The organism is Flavobacterium reichenbachii (assembly GCF_002217435.1).
GTDB lineage: Bacteria > Bacteroidota > Bacteroidia > Flavobacteriales > Flavobacteriaceae > Flavobacterium > Flavobacterium reichenbachii.
On the sequence record NZ_MUHF01000003.1, the window covers coordinates 88,348 to 110,185 of the forward strand.

Annotated in this window: 8 protein-coding genes; 5 read left to right on the forward strand and 3 right to left on the reverse strand. The window is 29.8% G+C overall.

The genetic code is table 11. The features are described 5' to 3' along the window. Positions 1 to 32: 32 nt before the first annotated feature. From B0A68_RS03820 to B0A68_RS03830, 3 genes are read right to left on the reverse strand one after another with little or no spacing between them, the layout of a single operon-like run. Positions 33 to 1,745 (reverse strand): helix-turn-helix transcriptional regulator, encoded by a 1,713-nt coding sequence (locus tag B0A68_RS03820; RefSeq protein WP_035684592.1) that lies wholly within the window; start codon positions 1,743 to 1,745, stop codon positions 33 to 35. Continuing rightward, positions 1,742 to 2,611, reverse strand: a complete 870-nt coding sequence (locus B0A68_RS03825; RefSeq protein ID WP_035684590.1) for a thiopeptide-type bacteriocin biosynthesis protein — start codon at positions 2,609 to 2,611, stop codon at positions 1,742 to 1,744. The genes B0A68_RS03820 and B0A68_RS03825 overlap by 4 nt, the downstream gene beginning before the upstream one ends. Next, positions 2,608 to 4,917, reverse strand: coding sequence for a lantibiotic dehydratase family protein (locus B0A68_RS03830; protein ID WP_035684589.1), 2,310 nt, complete (start codon positions 4,915 to 4,917; stop codon positions 2,608 to 2,610). The genes B0A68_RS03825 and B0A68_RS03830 overlap by 4 nt, the downstream gene beginning before the upstream one ends. Positions 4,918 to 5,335: 418 nt before the next feature. Between B0A68_RS03830 and B0A68_RS03835 the strand changes: the two genes are divergently transcribed. The 5 genes from B0A68_RS03835 (at position 5,336) to B0A68_RS03850 (ending at position 21,831) form a co-directional block, all read left to right on the forward strand. Further along, entirely contained in the window at positions 5,336 to 6,670 is a 1,335-nt protein-coding gene (locus B0A68_RS03835; RefSeq protein ID WP_035684588.1) for a radical SAM/SPASM domain-containing protein, read from the forward strand. 84 nt (positions 6,671 to 6,754) lie between these two features. Continuing rightward, complete coding sequence (locus B0A68_RS24400) at positions 6,755 to 6,895, forward strand: hypothetical protein (protein ID WP_165571337.1); 141 nt, start codon at positions 6,755 to 6,757, stop codon at positions 6,893 to 6,895. A 272-nt stretch (positions 6,896 to 7,167) separates the two neighbouring features. Continuing rightward, complete coding sequence (locus B0A68_RS03840) at positions 7,168 to 8,271, forward strand: lysophospholipid acyltransferase family protein (protein ID WP_035684587.1); 1,104 nt, start codon at positions 7,168 to 7,170, stop codon at positions 8,269 to 8,271. Between the two features lie 31 nt (positions 8,272 to 8,302). Beyond that, positions 8,303 to 9,436 carry a zinc metalloprotease gene (locus B0A68_RS03845; protein ID WP_035684584.1) on the forward strand — a complete coding sequence of 378 codons (1,134 nt, stop codon included), beginning with the start codon at positions 8,303 to 8,305 and terminating at the stop codon, positions 9,434 to 9,436. A 533-nt stretch (positions 9,437 to 9,969) separates the two neighbouring features. Beyond that, on the forward strand, positions 9,970 to 21,831 hold the full coding sequence (locus tag B0A68_RS03850) for an SDR family NAD(P)-dependent oxidoreductase (RefSeq protein ID WP_035684581.1): 11,862 nt from the start codon (positions 9,970 to 9,972) through the stop codon (positions 21,829 to 21,831). Positions 21,832 to 21,838: the final 7 nt, after the last annotated feature.

The following is a 21,838-nucleotide window of genomic DNA, read 5'->3' on the forward strand; positions in this document are numbered from 1 at the left end:
ACAAACTTTTAGCCTGATTGATTATAGTTTTCTTAATTTTCTTTTTCTTCAATTTTTTTTATAAAATATGAGGGCTGTATTCCGGTATTATTATAAAATGCTTTTGCAAATGATTCAGAATTGCTAAAACCAACTTCTTCAGAAATAGCTTTAATAGTATATTTTCTAAATTTTTTGTCATTTTTTAATCGATTTACAGCATGGTTTATTCGCATATCATTTATATATTGACTAAAATTTTTCCCTTTGTAAAAGTTAATGATCTTTGATAAATAGCTGCTATTAGTTGAAAATTCTCGAGCAAGATCTGTTTGTTTTAAATTTGGCAGTAGATATCCTTTATTGTTTTCAAATTCTGACAACTTGGCTAAAATCTGGTTCACCATCTCAAATGGCAAATCAATAGATTTTTCTTTTTCTTCTTGATCTTCTGCCTCATTTTTTAGATCAGTAATTTTTTGTTCATGTGATGTATTTTCTAAAAATTGATCATCCATTAACTCGCTAAAATTTTTCTCGAAAATTTTATTTCTATTTCTCACTTTTGCAGCATACAAAATACTGAATGTAAGTCCCATCATTAATAAAAATGAAATAGAACCGAAGAAATATTTTTCATTATTAATTTGTTTAATTAGATTTTCTTTTTCAGTTAATAAATTTGGTGTGTCATAACTATTGGTAATATTTTTTGTTAGAGTAATATTGTTGGCCTTAAAATAGTTATCAATTTCGATTAATCTATTTAAATAATGTAATTGCTTTTTTTCATTATTTTTCATCTTGCTAATCTCAATTAAGCGAATATAATTATCTCTTATATCACAAGAATATTGCTTTTTTTTAACTAGGATAGAATCGACTTTTTCAAAATAAAGCATTGCTTCATCAGTATTTTTATCGTGTTTAAAAATATTTTCTCCTTTATAATAATAGCAAATTGCTAAATTTAAAAAATCATCAGTCTTATCAATTATGCCTATGGCTTTTTCTAAGTATTTTTTACTTTGAACAAAATCTCCTTTAAGGTTTAAGCATATTCCTTTGTACATTATATAGTAAGGATAGTAAGGATTTGTGGTCTCAAGAGTTTTCAGTTCATTATCGATGAAGCTCAATGCCAAATCAACCTTATTTAATCTTATATAAATATCTGCTAATACCCATTTAATAAATATAACATCCAGTGTTTTATTTTTTTTGGTTTTAAAATAATCAAAGTTTTCTATAAATAGCGGCAAGGCTTCTTCTGGTCTTCCTAACTCAATCTTTATTAATCCAATATATCTTTTGATTAGTAAATTTTGTTCATAATTATTTCTGTTTTTAGAAAACTTCTCCGCAATTAATACATTTTTTAAGGCTTCATTTAAATTTAGATTTATTTGAAAATAATTAGCTTTTAGCATATATCCTCTTGCAGGATAAATAGAGTCTGGATTGTCTTTGGTAAGAGAAATTATTGAATCTGAATATTTTAATTGTACTGGTTTTCCAGCATAAATTAATGCTTTGGAATACATTGCATCTGAAATTTTATAGATATCACCAGATTCTTTTGCCTTTTTATAATATAAATCAGAGTAAAATATTTTTTCTTTTAAATTTAATGTAGAATTATTAATCTTTTCATCTAATTCTGCGAAACTTAAATTTTTGATCAATATTTTTTTTTGAGAATTATTTTGTTGGGAAAAAATTATTCCGGTAACAAAATAGAAAATCAATAGAGGAATTTTTTTCATTTTTTATATATAATATATTTATAGTACCTGCTCATAAAATCATAACATATCAGTTCATATTCTCTCTGCTTGGATCGAAATGTTCTATTGATATTCATATGAATAAATGATGCAATTAAATCTAAAATATAATTGTTATTAGTATTGGGTACATTATTTAAAATTTTTTTTATTGTTTTTATCTCTTCCAATTTAAACTTCACTATAGTATTAAGACCTTCCAAATATTGGGGATCACGGTGTTCTGTTAGAAGTAAAAAAAAATCTTGCTTATATATTGAAAATAATTTACCCATTTCCGCAACGTGTTCTTTTTTGATATCATGCTCCATTTTAAAATGCAAATGTCTTTCTGTTACAAACAACTTGCTTACATCAGTAGGGATTTCAAAATATTCTAACAAATTTGCAATCATATATAGCGAATTGAAAATTCTCGCAATTTCATCAAATTCAGGTGTCGTTTTACTAATCAATTCAACAATTTTTTTGCTATTATAGTAAAATAATTTTTCTGAATCGAGTATTGTATTTTCACCATATCGCTCTATTTCTCTTTTATAAGTTGGGAGGATAACATCATAAATAGTGTCATTTTTAAGTAATTTAGATAAATGAAATGTTATAATTTCGATTACTTCCGTAATAGCACTTAAATTAATTAGATGAAAACGTATTCTTAAGTGGAAGTCAGGGTCGTAATACCTTATAAAAAACCACTGATCAATAAGTTTCTTTTTAAATAATTTATTAACAATCGTTTCCACTTCGTTAATTAAAATTTTATCAGCGGTATAATTACCACAATAAATTTTATAATAGAGCCATTCTTCGCCTACAATAAAATTTCTTTTTATTTTACTCATTTTTTTAATTCATGTTTATAACATTTTAAACCAACTAAAAATTGATTTGAAAAGTGGCCATTTTTAGTTGTAATAATTTTTTTTGATGGAAATAAGAATTCCTCTAGTATAAACTTTTTTCGATTTTTAATAGTTGTAAATAACATTTGCAGACAAGTAATATTTTTCAGGTCTATTAACAAAGAGTTGTCTCCGTCTAATAATGACACATATTGAGGCAAAGAAATATTTTGTGCAGAAGAAAGCATATTGAAAGCAATGTAAGATGAATTTATATCATCAATTTTATATTCCTTATTTAAATAGTTAAAAAAACAGGAGTGTTGTTTTTCAGTAAATATCCATGTTGCTTTTGAAATTATGCAAATACCCGAGGTAATTCTGGGGAAATAATCATACAATATTTCTAAGTTTTTTTTATTTATTCCTATTGCAGATTTACAATTTTCAAATTGCATGTCACATAAAAAATTATAAATAGGGAGTGTTTTGTGTGAAAAGTTGTGAGCATTAGTTAATCTTGGTATGATTTCTTTATTGTGTTTTTTGCTCCACAAAATAAGACGGCCATAACGTATCTTTAAAATAATATCTTCAATAGTAATTTGTTTGGAAATCTCTAAATTTGATTGAGCTAAGTAAGGAATTTCATAATTCCTAAATGCTGGTCTTCGTAGAACATTCCCTGTTCTGGCTTCTGGCAAATGAATAATTTCAGCAATAAGTTTATCATCTAAATTTTCTGATTCATATTTTATAATTTCATTTGCAAAATCACTTATCTCTGAGCTGCCGTAACAAAATCTACCCAGCATATTTGCAGCGCTTGAACCTCCAATATGTTGAATAATAATCCATTCTTTTTCATTCTCTTCAACTATTTCAAAAATGCAGGAAAATGTGACTGCCAGGTTTTCATTTGAAAAGTTAACATCAGAAAAATCATTCGAAGTTATTTCAAAACTGTTTTTATTATTTATCAGTGCATTTTTTATTTTATTATGTATTATTTTTTCCGCATTATCTAAAATAATATTTTGTGAATTTGATTTACTTTTTATACCGATACTGTCTAGCAAAGGTGTTACATCAAAATCTTCATTTTCTGATCCATATCTAATACCAGTTTCAAAATCTAATGCTTTCACCAATGGTATTTCTTGCTCTTCATATCGTCTGCTAAATGATCTCTTGAAATTTTCTAAGGATGTTTTTTTTGGTTTTTCAGAGATCTGGTTCAAAAGCCTTATAGTTTTTAATAATTCACTTTTGTAATCTTCATCTAACTGAAATTTATTTGAATTTAAAAATAAATCTGTCTGAAATAGATATTTTTCATTAACAATAAGTTTGTTGTTTTTTAAAGTTTGAAGAATATTTTCATAATAATTATGCTGAAATCCTTTTTCATTGTCAATCTTTGACAGCTTATCGGATAATTTTTTCAGATTTAAGGATAAATCAGTTTGATGTAATTGATCGCCTATAACTTTTTTTGTTTTAGTTAAAGCAGACTCCTCTGTGTGGTTTTTTAAATTCTGTAAGTTTATTAGTCTATTAATAAAATCATCACCAGTAAGAGTTGTTTCTAATTCTGAAACCAATATCTGATGATCTATTAATTCTATAATAAAGTCTATTGCATCCGCTTCATCTATTTTTTTTGATGTTAAAATAGCAGCCAAATCTAATTTCGACACTCCATTGATTGATTTACTCAAAATCAAATCTAAATATGAATTTCGTTTAACTCCTTGAAGCGAATATTTTCGAACATCGAGATTTAGCGTGTAATGAATATATCTGTAAAAATTCCCCAATTGATATAAAGTTGTATTGGGATAAAAAAGTAATTCATTTTGAATTGATGAATTAGCTTGTATTTCATTTCCTAAATTTGCAAGGAACTGCATGTCAAAACGTGTTTTTCTATAGAAAGATCTTTCGGTATCAATATTGATTTTGGTTTGATTACCAAAAGTACCAGAACCACACGCAGAGAAAAGTCCAAATGGTGTACTTCTGGTCGACATACGAATTAGATACTTTAAAACCGAAAGTTTAAGTTTGTCATTTTTTTTAGGATTGTAATCATCAGTTATTATCCATTTAACTACTTCGTTGTAAAAGTCAGGCGATGCTAAATATAAAGCTTCACATATATTTTTGTCTTTTAATATTTCAACTATAACTTCACGTTCTATCGTCGTAGCCTCTGTAAGTTTAGTATAAAAATTAATAGGATATGATGGAGTTCTTACTACAAAAGAAGAAAAAAAACTATAACCTATTTCTGGCTTAGACATAAAATTAATATAAGAATCGGATGCCAAAAATAAATATTAATTTATCATTTTAGCAAGGTTTTTGGAAATATACTTGTTAATTTTAATAAAGAACGTTCAATTATAACAATAAATTGCGATTTAAAATTAAAAACCACTCTCTTTTAACATATTACAGTTACAAAAAAATATAATTCAGCTATTTATAAATCACGACTCGATATTTATAAATCTGGTTTAGCACTGTTTGGTTTGTTTATTTTCATGATATAGTTTTGGTTGCAGATAATTATAAAACCTTTTATGAGGATGCTTAAAACTTAGATTAAATTATATCTATTTCATTACATTCTTATAAATAAATGATATGGTCATGATATAAGTTTTTGAGAAAACCAGTATAGGGTGAAAATAATTAGAGCTAATATTAAAAATTAAAATGAAATATAAATTATCAAATTATTTAGTTTTTTCTCAACCAATAATTGCAAATAAGTTTGTTTTAGTATACTCTACTGTTTCAACTACAATGCTATTAATTCAATTTAGTTTGTATAATATTTTATTAAATAATTTTTTTACTGAAATCGATCCGGACGTATTAAAAGAATTAGTAAAAAACAAAATACTTGTTTTAGATAATTTTAATGAGCTAGAGTCTATAATTAAAGAAAACAAAGATGCCATTAAAAATGACGACCTTCTTTATCAGGTAATTTCACCATCTGCAAATTGTCAGCTCGGCTGTGGATACTGTGGGCAGGTACATACAAAAAATGGTTTGGATGAGGATTTAAACAAAAAAATTATTGAAAGGATTTCAATTAATTTAAAAGCAAAAGAATACAAACATTTAGGCATTAGTTGGTTTGGAGCTGAACCATTGATGGGCTTGATAAACATAAAAAAAATATCTGAAGAGTTAATAAAATTGGCGTTGAAAAACAATTGCAGTTATTCGGCTAAAATGATCACAAATGGATTGAGTTTAAAAAAGGATATATTTTTTGATTTAGTAGAGAACTATCACATAAAAGACTTTGAAATAACTCTTGACGGTACTGAAGAAAGTCATGATTTAAGAAGACATACTAAACTAAAAGAGAAAACTTTTGGATTGATTTTTAAAAATTTAAAAAATATAGTTCACGATCCAAAATTTGATCAATTAAACTGTGTTATAAAAATTCGCTGTAATGTAGACGAATCTAACTATAAGAGTGCGTTTGATTTAATTGAATTACTTGATAAAGAAAAAATTCTTGATAAAATATCATTTTATACTGCACCAATACATTCTTGGGGTAATGATGCACATTTAAATTCATTGTCACATGTTGATTATTCTAAGTTTCAAATTGAGGAGTATTTATTGTTAATGAAAAAAAATCATTCTATTAGAATTCTTCCTGGAAAGAAAACGAATATCGTTTGTACAAGTTTGCAGGAACATGCTGAGGTTTTTGATGCAGATGGTAACGTTTACAATTGTACAGAAATCTCGCAAGTTGATATGTATAGGAATGTCGATGCATTTAAGATGGGTAAACTTAATGACCAATCTTATGTTAATGCCAAAAGATCCTTTTCTTCATGGAACGATGATATTTTAAACGGGGAAGTTCCATGTACTACATGTCGCATACTGCCTATTTGTGGCGGCGCCTGCCCAAAATTATGGAAGGAAGGAATATCTCCCTGTCCAGCTATTAAGTATAATATTGAAGATAGGCTCTTGTTAGAATTTAGCAAAAGAAAAGAGGAATATTTATAATTGAACATATTGTTGTTGGTTAACATTAAAGGGGGGAAGTCGAAAAACCTAAAAAGAGTAGACAAATATTTAAATCATATAAACATGAGCGAATTCGAAAATTTGAAAAAAGAATTAGAAGTAATTGAACTTGAAGAAAGATTAGAAATGGTTCAATTATTTGCGGCAGATGGTCCGCAAAGTCCAAATGGCAACTCTAGTTGCTGCTTTTCATCAGGTCATTAAAATTTAATTCTAAGCACCTTTAAACAATTATAGTTTCTGAGGTGCTTAGGTTTTAACTATAATTGTTCTTAACAATACATTAGCAGAACTTTAAAAGAAAGTCATGCACAATGTTTTTAATATTTATGTTTAAAATCATCAGATTTATAATCTCTTACCGTAATCCATTTATATTGAAATTAGATATATGATAATGCCGCAGTCGTAGTAGTTGTTGCTTGTACTAAATATATTAATTGCTTAATAAACACCAAAAACAAAAATGTTGTAATATGGAGAATTACTTAAATATAATAAATGAAAAAGTAAATTCATTACAGTGGGAAGATGAATCTTCTGAAGCAAGAATTGAGTTTCTAAGAGTATCTGCGAATGGGATGAAGATAAAAGATATAGAAGAAGACTTATTTTTTAAAAATTACTCCATACAAAAAAGATTGACGATAAATGAAATTAATAATTTTTCAACATTATATAACGACGGAAAAATTAAGATTTACGGAGAAGAAAATTTAATTTTTAATGGCCCCGCTTTTTATGGATCATTTCATATTGGTCCATATATGACTATCCCCATTCTGTTAGCTTTGAAAAAAATTACTTTTTCAGTAGTGATGGACGACTATTCTTTTAAGAGAAAAGTTCGATATGAAAATCCTGATATTAATCCTAAAACATCCGGAATTGATTTAAATTTAAAAACAAATCCTGATTTTTTAAATGCTGAAGATACCAGATCAATTTTTAAAATGATAAAAAATATTAAGGAAAATAAGAGTCTTTTTTCTTATCTGGACGGAAATACAACAACAATTAATAATCAAAAACATTCTTTGAATGTAAAATGTATGAATGAGGAAATCAGTGCTCAAAAAGGGATTCCATATTTATGTCATTTACTTAAAATACCTTTAATTCCAATTTTTTCTTATAGAGAAGACAATCTCATTAAGGTGGTGATAAAGAAGCCTATTTATCCTTTAGAAGACAGAAATGCCTTTTGTGAGGAATCTTTAACTAAATGTTGGAGTATGTTTGAAAATGTTCTCAAAGAATTTACGGAGCAATATGAGTTTTTAAATAAAAATATTTTTGTGCCAAATGATAACATTTTAAAATTAAGTGAATTAGAATTCAAAGAAGCAGATTACAGGTATAAATTTAATTCTCAATTATATAATTTTTATATAAAAGGTGATGATTATCTCTTATTTAATAATGATTCATTGAATTCATTAAAAATCAATAAAGGAGTATACAATTTATTGAGAAAATTACATGATAAAAAAATAAGTATCAATGAGATGGAACTAATTGAGTTTATCCCGAACAAAAAATTTGTTGAAGCATTGATTCAAAATCAAATTTTGATTTAAAGAAAATTTTATTCAACATAAAAGCAATATTTTGATACAAAATGATAACCTATATGAAATTGAATTATTTAAAAATAATGAAAGTTATTTAATATTATTTGGTGAAAATTATTTTTCAATTAGTAAGTTATTCTATGAATTATTATATGAGCTGAAAAATAACAGTCATCAAAAAGAAAAATTCATTAAAGCTTATAAAATCAGCAACGAGGATTATGAGGAACTTTCATGCTTAGTAACGGATAAACTGGACCATATCGTAAGTGAAAAAAAAAGGAATAAGAGTTATATTAAATTGGCTGTCAAAATATTATCCGAAAAAAAAGTCATATATATATCTAAATATTTATCTTTTTTCTTTCAAAAATTAATTTTTAAGTTATTGTTTCCAATTACTGTTATCGCAGCAATTAGTTCTCAACTGATTCTTAATTTAAAATATCAAAATCATTCCTTGTTTGATATGTCATGGCGAGACTATCTATTTGTTTATTTTACTTTATCAACTATTTTATTTTTTCATGAACTAGGTCACTCATCTGCTAGTAAGTATTTTAAAGTTGAGCCCAAAGAAATTGGTTTTGGTTTTTATATAATATTTCCAGTTTTATATTCAAATGTAACGCGTATTTGGAAATTAAATAAAGCAGAAAAAATTATTGTTAATGTAGGAGGAATTTACTTTCAAGGACTGATAAATTGTTTTTTTTTGTTTTTTCTTATTATCAACAACAGCAATAATTTGCTTACTTATTTGATGCTTATTATAATTAAAACAAACCTATTCGTAATGCTTTATTCATTAATTCCATTTGTAAGAAATGATGGCTATTGGATAATTTCTGATTATTTTAATATAATCGATTTGAATAAAAAATCCTATAGTTATATTGGCGATGTAATGAAGGGCAAGGAAGAGCTCAAATATCCAATATTATTTTTTAGTGTTGGTCAGTATTTATTTTATACATACATATGTTACCATTTTTTAATAACTATCCCTCTTACAATGTCTAAGTTTATAATATATATTTTAAATAATAGTTTTTCAGCATTGCTTTCATCAAACATTGGATTATTATTTCATATGTTATTCTCACTATTTATTGTAGTTATATCTTTAATTGCATTCTACAAATTCATTAAAGCATTTATTAAAAAATGATGAAATACAAATTTTATTATTAATCTTTTTTAAATACATTATGATTATATTCTAAAGTATTCATTTTATTATTTAAAGAAAGAATATGATGTATGCTCCTTAAAAGACTCAATATTTTCGGAAAATTTTATAATGCATATTTTTTTATAAATGCAAACTCTTCTTTAATTTCAAAAGTCTGATCATTTTTTTTATCATATTTATACAGTGAGCATGTATTTTAATGTAATTCATATAATACTCACTTCTTTTTTAAGGTGTTGAAAAATAGATATTTGTACTTGTTCTTTTTGTCTTTTTATAAATATCGACACTATATTTATAAATGTCGATTACTTACGTTTGTTTACGATGACTCCTTCATCTAGTTTTGGTTTCCGTTACTTAAAATAATATATCATTCATGTATTGATTTTATTAAATAACACTTCTATTTGATTCTTTTAAATCGAAAAGGCGATGATTTGGGATTAATTGAATATGCAAAATATAAATAAAGTTAAGTTCAACCTATAATTAATTAATAATTTAATATGTTAAATTTATTAAATACATGGAGTCATGGGTATATTGTAATACCTGTGATTACTGCATTTCAAGATCACAAAGCATTTGAGATTTTATCTGATAAAATAATAGAAAAAGAAAATATAGGGCAGATACTAAATGGTAATGAAGGTTATTTAAAGGCTTCATTTCGAATACTAAAATCTTTAGGGTGGATAGAAGAAATTTCAAATAATGACAATAAGCTAATCCCCAGCAGAATTCAAGTTACCCCAAAAGGTCTGGTTGATCTAATTGCAAACGATAATACAAGTTCTAATGCAGAAATAGAACAAGTAGTAATCTTTAAAGATTTTTTACAGCAGCTTCGTGAAGGATGGGGAGTAGATGATCCGTTTTTTAGATCAATGCTTGATGGTATGTTATTAGCGCCGGTTTTTTTTTATTTGTACCACAAAAAAGAAAAGGGATCTCATAAATTTGATGAAAACTGGTTTCACTCTGTTATTAAACATGATCTGATTGATTTGTTTATAGAGAGGAATTGGTTAGTAATTGAGGAGGATCAGTTAGTGTTTTCTAGTTTTGGAAATGGATTTGTAGAGCGTAGCATGAATTTTGGAACTGTTATTTCATACAATTCCTTACTCCTTAATCTTGATAGTCTGATTTTTGATGATGCCAAAGAGGTTTTTAGCCATGATAAGGAAGGGCATGAAAATCATGTTGATCGTACCTTAAATGTTATTTCAAGTGGTTTTCAGCATAAAAAATATTTTGATGAAGTAGATAATATTATTATCAACCTATTTGATAATGAATTATTTTCAGAACAGCCCAAATACATTGCAGATATGGGTTGCGGTGATGGAACCTTTTTAAACAGAATTTATAATATTATAAAGAACCATACAAAAAGGGGGGAATTTCTAAATATTTATCCATTGACTCTCATTGGAATTGATTTTAATGAAAAGGCACTTATTGAAACACAAAAGACATTACAAAATATTCCCCATATAACTATTCACGGTGATATTGGTGCTCCGCAGAATATCCCCTCAGACTTAAAAAACTACATCACTGACCCTGAAAATATATTGCATGTTAGATCTTTTTTAGATCATGATCGTCCCTTTATTCCAGCCCGAAAAAAGATATATGAAGTCGATTCAGAAAGTTTCAGTATCGGTGATAAAGGTAGTTTGATAACACAGCACGAAAGTTTTGGAAGTTTGGTAGAGCATTTTGAAAGATGGGGATCTTTAGAATCAAAATTTGGAATGTTAATTCTCGAAGTACATTCACTTCCATCCAATATTGTAAGTAAATTTTTATCAGAATCTGAAAATTTGCATTTTGATGCTTATCATGCCTTTTCACATCAGCATCTAGTTGAGGCATCGACATTTATTTTGGCAGCAGCGGGAGCCGGATGGTTTGTAGATCGTGCTCAGTTTAAAAAATTTCCTGGACAATTACCTTACTCAAGGATAACCTTAAGCTATTTTAAAAAATACAATTATATAATCCGTACTTCAAATGCTCAAGATATAAAAGAGCTTTATGAGCTTGAAAAAAAGTGTTGGTCTCAAAATCTAAGGAAAAAGCAATCAATTATAAAGCAAAGGATTTTAAATAATCCCTTTAATCATCTTGTTGTCGTTATCGATAATAAAATAGTAGGAGCTGTATACACACAATTTATAGCTGATATAGATTTACTTAATGCTATTTCATTCGAAGAAATTGATCAATTGGCTGTTCAGAAATCACAAATTGTTCAATTGCTAAATTTAAATGTTGACCCAGAATATCAACACATGGCTTTGGGAGATCATTTGCTTAACTTTTTATTAGATCAGTTAAAATTAAAAAATAGTGTAACTCATGTAGTAGGGATAAGTCGTTGCAGAGATTTTAGTAAGCAGAAAGAATTAAAATTTGAGCAATACGTTTTTTCAAAAAATGACAAAGGAGAACCTGCAGATCCGATTTTGAAATTCCATGAATTGCACGGAGCGAGAATTGTAAAAGTGCTTGAGGGATATAGAAAGCTTGATATTGATAACATAGGAAACGGTATTTTGGTACAATATGATCTACGATCTGAAAATCAACGTAATGAAAATCAGTCAATAAAAGGAAATAAAATTTATTCTCAAAAAGAGATAACCAAAGATATTCAACTTAAAATACAAAAACTTTTAAGAAAAGAAGATCAATATCATATGACTTATCCATTAATGGAAATGGGGTTGGATTCTGCTGATCTAATGGAACTTGGTGTAATGATTGCAAATGATTACAAAATTGAAATAAGTCCGTCTTTCTTTTTTCAGTTTAATTCACCAAAAGCAATCATTGAAGAATTGATTAAAAATTTGGATTATCAAAATGAAATCACTTCTGAAGATAGAGAAGATAGAGAAAAACAAACTGAGTTAGAACATTCAAACGATGATATCGCTATAATTGGCTATCGTTTTCGATTTCCCCAAGCTTCCACTAAGGAAGAACTTTGGGAAATTTTATCTGAAGGAAAATCTGTTATTCAAACGATCCCTGAATCAAGGCTTAAATGGCCTGACTGGGTAGATGACCATCTTCAAAAAGGTCTAAAAATGGGTGGATTTATCGATGAAATTAAAACATTTGATCCTGCTTTTTTTAGAATAACTCCCAAAGAGGCAGAACTTATGGATCCTCAACAACGAATTTTACTTCAATTAACATGGGAATTGTTTGAGAATGCCGGTTACAAATCTTCTGATTTTAAAGGGAGTCAGACTGGAGTGTATATTGGAGCAAGTGGAAGTGATTACGAATTATTGTTAAGGGAAGATAAGGGAGAAGATTTATTAACAGGAACAGGTACATCCATGGCTTTATTAGCCAACAGATTGTCTTACTTTTTTGATCTTGAAGGACCTAGTATACAATTGGATACTGCTTGTTCTTCTTCATTGGTAGCGATTCATGAAGCTATAAAATCAATTAAATCCGGCGAATCTAAGCAAGTTATCGTTGGTGGAATAAATTTGATTTGTCATTCGGCTAGAAGCTTAGCATATCATAAAGCAAATATGCTGAGTGAAGATGCAAAATGTAGCACATTCGACAAAAATGCCAATGGTTTCGTAAGGGCTGAAGGTGCGGCTGTACTACTTTTAAAATCACTTCGCGATGCAATTGCCGATAAAGATGACATTAAGGGAGTTATAAAGGGCACCGCAATCAACCATGGTGGCTTGTCTGGTGGTTTAACTGTGCCAAATCCTGATAAGCAAAGAAAATTAGTAGAAAAAGCATATGAAAATGCTAAGATATCTATAGAAGATGTTAGCTACATCGAAGCACATGGAACAGGAACTAGTCTGGGAGATCCTGTGGAAATTTCAGGGTTAACACAGGCATTTAAAAACATGAAAAGCAAAGAGAATCGCTTTACTAGTTTTGCTGAAAAATTTTGTGGCATAGGTTCTATAAAAACTAATTTAGGACATTTAGAAGCGGCTTCAGGAATGGCAGGTATTGTAAAAGTACTGTTGTCGATGGAAAAAAGAATTTTGCCGCCCACAATTAATTTCAAAGATCTTAATCCAAAAATTGATCTTGGAAAGAGCCCTTTTTATATTACAGATACTTTAAAACCCTGGGAAGGAAAAGCAGGCAGCCAAAATGTTATAGCAGGAATAAGTAGTTTTGGTATTGGAGGCGCAAATGCACATGTAGTTTTAAAGAGTTATTATGGAGACAAAAAAAATCCTGTAAGGTCTGAAAGACAACTAGTTTTTATATTTTCGGCTAGAAACAACAACCAATTACGCGATTATGCAATAAAAATGAACTACTTTTTAAATAAAGAGGTTGATTTGTATAATCTTGCCTACACTTTGCAAGTTGCACGTGAAGAATTTGGCGTGCGTTTAGCGATTACATGTAGATCTATATCTGAATTGAAAGATGAACTTTTCGGCTTTCTTTCTGGTAAAACTTCTTCTTCTGTTCATTACGGAAAAGTGGCAGATAATATAGATATTGAGTCAGAAGTATTTAGTAGTGATCCAAATGAAATTGCCATAAAATGGACTAAAGGGTATAAAATTAACTGGAAAATTATTAATTCTGATGTAGAGCTTAAAAAAATTGAAATACCTAATTACCCTTTTTCGAAAGAAGAATACTGGATTCCTCAATTAGAGAGTACAACTCAAGATGAAAGCTTAAGACCTTTATTTTATCCTAAAAAAATGGATAATGAAGCAGGATTATTTTTGTCTGTTTTATCTGAAAATGAATCATTTTTAACGGATCATGTAATTAATGGCTCCAAAATTCTTCCTGGAGTTGTGTCTATTGAAATAGCGAGATATGCTGCTGAAATAGAGACTGGACGAAAAATAATGGGATTGAAGAATGTAAATTGGTTTAAACCTCATGTAGTAAATAGTCAACAAGAAATTTTCACAAAAATTTTTTCCGAGAATAATCAATTAAGTTTTGAAATTTTTACTGAAGGAGAGACTGAGATAAATTGCAGAGGATATTTTGATACGGGAGAATTATATTCTAATAAAACAATCAATATACAGGAGTTAAAACATAAACTTTCTGCACAGATACAAAAGGGATATTGCTATGATATTTTAGGTCAAAATAATTTTAAGTATGGTAAAACTTATTCCGTTATTGAAACTATTAATTACGGGATAACTGAAGCACTTTCTTTTATCTCTCTTAAAAACGAAGCTGGAGGAGAGGCATTACATCGTGTTGGCATTATGGATGCGGCACTTCAAACTTGTTTATTACAAAGCCTTTTGTCAGGTGCAGAAACAAATGTTGCTGTGCCTTACAGTGCTTCTAAGATAGAATTTTATAATATTATTCCGAATGATGCTTGGTGCTATGTACAAAAAAACAGCTCAACGGGCATTTTAAGTTACAATCTGCAGCTGTTTGACGCAAAAGGACATTGTCTGGCTGTTTTTAATGATTTAATTTTTCTTCAAACTAAAGTAAAACAAAATCAAATAAATCCACAAAAAATATTCTTTACTGAAACATGGAAGAGAATTCCAACTCAACATATTCAAAGTACTGATCATTTAAAAAGTGATATTCTCTTTAGCGGTGGAGAAAACTTAAAAATAACAGTAGAATTCGAAAAATTTCTTAAAAGTCAAGGTCATACTGTTATTCGTTGTAAAAAAGAAGAAGAAGAAAACTTTATAAATTTTGACGAAATTTATCTTTTTCAGGGAGTGGAAACAGAAAATAGAGTTCCTGAATTAAGCTTGTTTAAACAAATTAAATTCCTATTATCTAGCACTGCAAAAGAAAGAAATTTGGCGTTAACAGTATTCACGCAAAATACGCAACAGATATTTTCAAGTCAAAGAGTAAATAATCACGGAAGTGGTATTGTTGGAATAATAGGATCTCTTGCCAAAGAGGTGCCTCATTGGAAAATCCGATTAATAGATTTAGATATTCATCATACTGATTTTAATAGGCTTTATGAAGTTCCATTTAATGGACAAATAACAGCATTAAGAGAAAATAATGCATATCAACGCTTTTTAACTCCTTTGTCTTTAGTAAAACAACGTTCTTCTATTTTTGAAACCAAAAAAGTATACGTAATCCTCGGAGGTGCTGGTGGAATTGGTAAAACGACGACAAAGTATTTAGTGAAAAATTACCAGGCACAAATCATATGGTTGGGACGCAGTGCAGAAAATCAAAAGATTGTGGAAGAACTGGATTATATTGCTGAATTTGGTCCAAGACCATTTTACATACAATGTGATGCACGTGAACTCGATCAGGTAAAATATGCATATCAAATTATTAAAAGAAACTTTACTGCAGTTCATGGAATATTTCACTCGGCAATTGTTCTCAATGATAAATTGATTAAAAACATGAGTGAAAGTGATTTTGTAGATAATTTTTCTACAAAGAAAGCCACAAGTGAGAACCTGATAAAAGTTTTTAATAATGAACCTCTTGATTTTATCTGTTTTTACAGCTCTATTCAGTCTTATTGGACTGCTGTAGGGCAAGCCAACTATGCCGCTGGATGTACCTTCATAGATAGTTTTGCCAAAAGTCTGGATAACATAGTAGATTATCCCGTTTATGCTATAAATTGGGGATATTGGGGAGGCGTAGGTATCGTATCTGAAGAAAGTTACAGGCTTACTATGAATGCTAATGGTGTAGATAGTATTACAGAAGATGAGGGCATGCAGTTTTTAGAAATAATATTATCAAACAAAATTAAAAAAGTTGCAACGATCAAATTATTAACTGAAACTTCTCCGGTCATTGGGCCTTCTCTGTTTAACAATACAGGTACTATTGTTGATCAAAAAAGTCAAATATCTTATGTTAATCCTAAAAGAGAAGAATTTGCATTGAAAAAAAATATCAGAACCGATCTGGATAAAATTTGTTCCAAAGGAATTTTGCAGATTTTGTCAGGTATGGGGATCGAGAATATTCAACGTTCAGAAGAATCTTTAATGTTATGGGGATTTAGCAATAACAATCAATTCAAATATGAGAAGTTACTAACTGAGATTATCAGTAAGGCTATAGAATTTGGGCATGCATTTGAAGTTCAAAATAAATTAATACTAGATTACTCTGTTCGTGAAGAATTGATTCATTGGAATTGCATAAAGGAATTGGATTATTATGCTATTCAATATCCAGCCTTTACTGCTCATATTAATTTGTTAAAGCACTGCTTTGATTATTATGCAGCTATCTTTCAAAATAAAATAAGAGCTACAGATGTTATTTTTCCAAATGGCAGATTCGATCTTGTCAGTGATATTTACAAAAACAATTACCAATCCGATTATTTTAATGAATTATTAGGAGAAACTATTTATTCTATTATATCAAAAACAGGTCAAAAACAGCAACAGATAAATATTTTAGAAATAGGTGCCGGAACTGGCGGGTCGACAGATGCAATTTTTAGGAAAATAAACAATCTCAATAATAATTTAACATATTGTTTTACAGATATATCTAATAGCTTTTTGATAGATGCTCAAAACAAATATGGTAATGAAATGCCTTATTTGGAAATAAAAAGATTAGACATTGAAAAAGACATCCTTGAGCAAGGGTTTGATTACGGAACATTCGATATTATCTTAGGAACGAATGTGTTGCATGCCACTAGAAACATTACAAAAACACTATTTAATGTAAAATCTTTATTAAAGCAGGATGGTTTGCTGCTTCTTAATGAATTAACTGAATCCAATTTGTTTTTCACATCCACTTTTGGTCTTCTTGACGGATGGTGGCTTCATGAGGATGTTTACAGGCTGAAGGGAAGTCCTCTTTTATCTAAGGAATCCTGGCAACAGGTATTGTTGGAGACAGGATATGAAAATATTACTTTTTCAGCATCCTCTGAGGCAGGACAAGAGCTAATAGCAGCAAAAAGTAACGGTATTATTTTTTTAGAAAAAGAAGAAAATAAGGTTTTTAAACAAGAAATAAATAAAGAAAAAATACTTAAGACCAGCGAATACGGAAATGCAGAAGCATTTTTGAAAAAGATTTTTTCGAAGATATTAAAGATGAAAATCGACACTATCAATGAATTAATAAGCTTTGATCAGTTGGGGATTGATTCTATCTTGATTGGGAACCTGTCAAAAGAACTGGCGTTACATTTAGACAATATTACAACAACATTATTTTTTGAATATAGAAATTTAAGAGACTTGGCAACTCATTTATCGAATGTTTATCCTTCGTTTTTTGATTTGAGTACTACGGCTGACACAGCAAATTACCAAGCAGAAGGGCCAATTAAACTCCAGGAACCAAACATAGAAAAGACTGCTGTAAATGACATAGCTATTATTGGTATCGCAGGTAAATATCCTGGAGCAAAAAATCTAAATCAATTTTGGGATAATCTAAAATACGGAAAAAACAGTATATCAGAAATTCCTAAAGAAAGATGGGACAATGAAGTTTTTTTTAATGAAGAAAAAGGAAAAGAAGGTACGATAAATGGCAAATTTGGTGGATTTATAGAAGGTGTTGATGAATTTGACTCTTTGTTTTTTACAATTTCACCAAAAGAAGCAGAGCGGATGGATCCTCAGGAACGCCTTTTTCTACAAACTATTTTTGAAGCGATTGGAGAAGCAGGATATACTCCAGAGCAACTGTCTGCAAATGGAGATAAACCATTACAAACAGGTGTTTACGTAGGTGTAATGTATCAGGAATATCAGTTTTTGGGAATTGAGGAGAGTTTAAAAGGAACGCCGATTGCATTGGGAAAAACAGCTAGTAGCATAGCAAACAGGGTTTCTTACCAATACAATTTTACAGGACCTTCTATGGCAATTGATACTATGTGTTCCTCTTCATTAACTGCAATCCATTTGGCTTGTAACGATTTGTTATCAGGTACTTGCGATGTAGCTATTGCAGGTGGAGTAAATGTTAGTATTCATCCTAATAAATACCTGATGCTGAGTCAGGGAGCTTTTTTGTCATCAAAAGGAAGGTGTGAGAGTTTTGCTCAAGATGCAGATGGTTTCGTTCCTTCAGAAGGTGTTGGAGCAGTCCTGTTAAAACCATTGGATCAGGCAGTAAAAGATGGGGATCACATTCATGGTGTAATCAAAGCAACGACTTTAAATCATGGAGGAAAAGTTAATGGGTTTACAGTTCCCAATCCAGATGCTCAGGCGCAAGTTATAAAAAATGCAATTCACAAAGCCGGAATAAATCCGGAGGATATTAGTTATGTCGAAACGCACGGAACAGGAACCTCGTTAGGAGATCCAATAGAAATAAGAGGGCTGGTCAAAGCATATAATTCGCATAAAAAGCAATTTTGCAGTGTAGGATCTGTAAAGTCCAATATTGGACATTGCGAATCTGCGGCAGGTATAGCAGGATTAACAAAACTTCTTCTTCAATTTAAGCATGAGATGCTTGTACCATCGATTCATTCCGAAGATCTTAATTTAAATATTGATTTTAAAAATACACCGTTTAAAGTTCAGCAAAAACTGGAGCAATGGAAACGAAATAACAACAAGCCTTTAGTAGCAGGAGTGAGTGGTTTTGGTGCAGGAGGCAGTAATGCACATCTAATTATTCAGGAATATCGTGTAAACGAGCAATTTATAAATGCAGCAAAAACTGAACTTATCTTGTTATCAGCAAAAAATAAAGATCGATTATTAGCTGTTGTTTCAGACTTAAGGGAACATTTAGAAATATACCCTGATAGTAATCTGCAAGAAATTGCACATACACTTCAAAATGGAAGAGTGCATATGGAAAGCAGACTGGCTTTTTCAGTTCAGTCAGTAATGGAATTAAGGAATCTTTTGCAGCAGTTTTCAGAAGGTAATCTTTCTAATGTAATTGTAGGTGACTTAAAAAAGAAATCTTTTAACTTTTCAGGACATAAAACAGATAGATTGATTGTTTTAAGTCAAAACGAAGATTATGATGCAATTGCAAACTTATGGGTTCAAGGGGAACCAATAAGCTTTACTCAGTCAGAAATTTCAGAGAAACCACGCAAAGCGAGTTTGCCAACTTATGCATTTGAGAAAAAAAGATGCTGGATTACTATTTCCAAAAATGTAACAGATACGCCTCTCAACAATTCAGATAAAACTGCAGTATCTAGTCTCGAAGATCAAGTAAGAATAAAAATATTGGGTTGGATTAGTGAAATTTTAAAAATTGAACTGATTGATCTCGATACGGAGGAAGAGCTTGGAGAGTACGGATTTGATTCAGTTACATTAGTACAATTTTCAAATGCAATTAATCAGTTTTATGAATTAGAGCTTGTTCCGACAATTTTCTATAATTATCCAACTGTTGATCTTTTAACCTCATTTTTGATCAGGCAGTTTGGTGATGATTTAGTAAGAAATAATATTCAAACACAAGAAGTATTTTCAACGAAAAAAAGTTTAGAAGAGGAAAAAATAGATAATACCAACCACACGAATTTTAAAGAAGTAAGTACAAACGAAAATATTCAAGTAGCTGTTATTGGAATGAGTGCACGCTTTCCAGGATCATCGACAATTGATGAATTTTGGAAAAATCTAACAGAAAATAAAGATCTTATTTCTAAAATACCTTCTTCAAGATGGAAAGTAGCTGAAGGAGACATTCAATGGGGAGGATTTATTGAAGGCATAGATGAATTTGATCCGTTGTTCTTTAATATCTCTCCTGCAGAAGCTGAACTGATGGATCCACAACAAAGAATTACTTTGGAGACCGTTTTCAGAGCTTTGGAAGATGCAGGAATACAATCCAACAAAATAAAAGGAAGTGATACCGGTGTTTTTATTGGTTCCTCAAGTTCAGATTATGCGACTCTGATAAATAAGAACAGTAATGGTGAAGAGTATCAGGCACATTTTGCAACAGGAATAGCAAACTCAGTGCTAGCCAATAGGATATCATATTTGTTCGATTTTCATGGACCTAGCGAACCAGTGGATACCGCATGTTCTAGTTCTCTAATTGCTCTACATAAAGCTGTTCAAAATATCAAAAGCGGAGAATGTAAACTGGCAATTGCTGGCGGAGTTAATGCACTATTGTCTCCTGAGTTAAGTCGATCATTTAACAAAGCAGGAATGTTAAGTAAGGATGGCAGATGTAAAACATTTGATGAAAATGCCAACGGATATGTGAGAGGAGAAGGAGTGGGAATTGTGGTATTGAAATCGCTGGCAGATGCCCTTAAAGATGGTGATCAGATTTATGCCGTAATTGAAGGAAGTGCCGAAAATCATGGAGGAAAATCAAATACAATGACTTCTCCTAATCCAAATGCACAAAAAGATCTTTTAATAAAGGCATTTAATACTGCAAAAAAGTTGCCTAACCATATTAGTTATATTGAAGCTCATGGTACGGGAACACCACTGGGAGATCCAATAGAAACAGAAGGCTTAAAATTAGCTTTTGCAGAACTTTCAGTAAATCAAAACCATCAGGTAGAGCACGAATATTGTGCTTTGGGAAGCGTAAAAACAAATATAGGTCATCTGGAAGCCGCGGCAGGAATAGCAGGATTTATAAAATTAGTACTAGCAATTAAAAATAAAACAATTCCTGGTAATCCACATCTAAAAAAGCCAAATAAGTATCTCCAGTTAAAGGATACTCCCTTTTATTTGCAAAAAGAAACAGGCTATTGGAAAACCTCTCCAAATCTTCCAAGAGTTGGCGGAATAAGTAGTTTTGGTGCTGGTGGAAGTAATGCACATCTTTTGGTGTCTGAATACACGAATGAGAACAAAAAAACATATAGCGGAAGCCAAAAAGCAACTGTTGTTTTATCAGCGCAGAATAGAGAACGTTTAAAACAGAGAGCAACTGACCTCTGTTACTATATAGAGAATAATCCTTACGCAAATCTCCATGACATCGCATATACCTTACAGACTGGAAGGAATGAAATGGATGAACGTTTAGCAATAATTTCAGACAACATTCAGGAACTAAGCAATAAACTAAAGCATTTTATTAATGATGAAAATATAAACTTTGAAGAGGCAGAGATTTTTAGTACGAATCACACACAGAGTTTAAATAATGTAATATTTGATAATACAGACATTACAGAAATGATCAGACAGGATCGATTAGAATTAATTGCTGGCTATTGGGTTAATAAGAAGAAAATAGATTGGCAATTGCTTTATAAAGAAAACAAGCCCAATAAAATCAGTCTTCCAACTTATCCATTTGCAAAGGAGAAGTATTGGTTTCCAGTAAAGAATGAAAAACAAAATCAAAAAATGAACTTGCATCCACTATTGCATTTTGAAATAGAAGAATAAGTTAAGA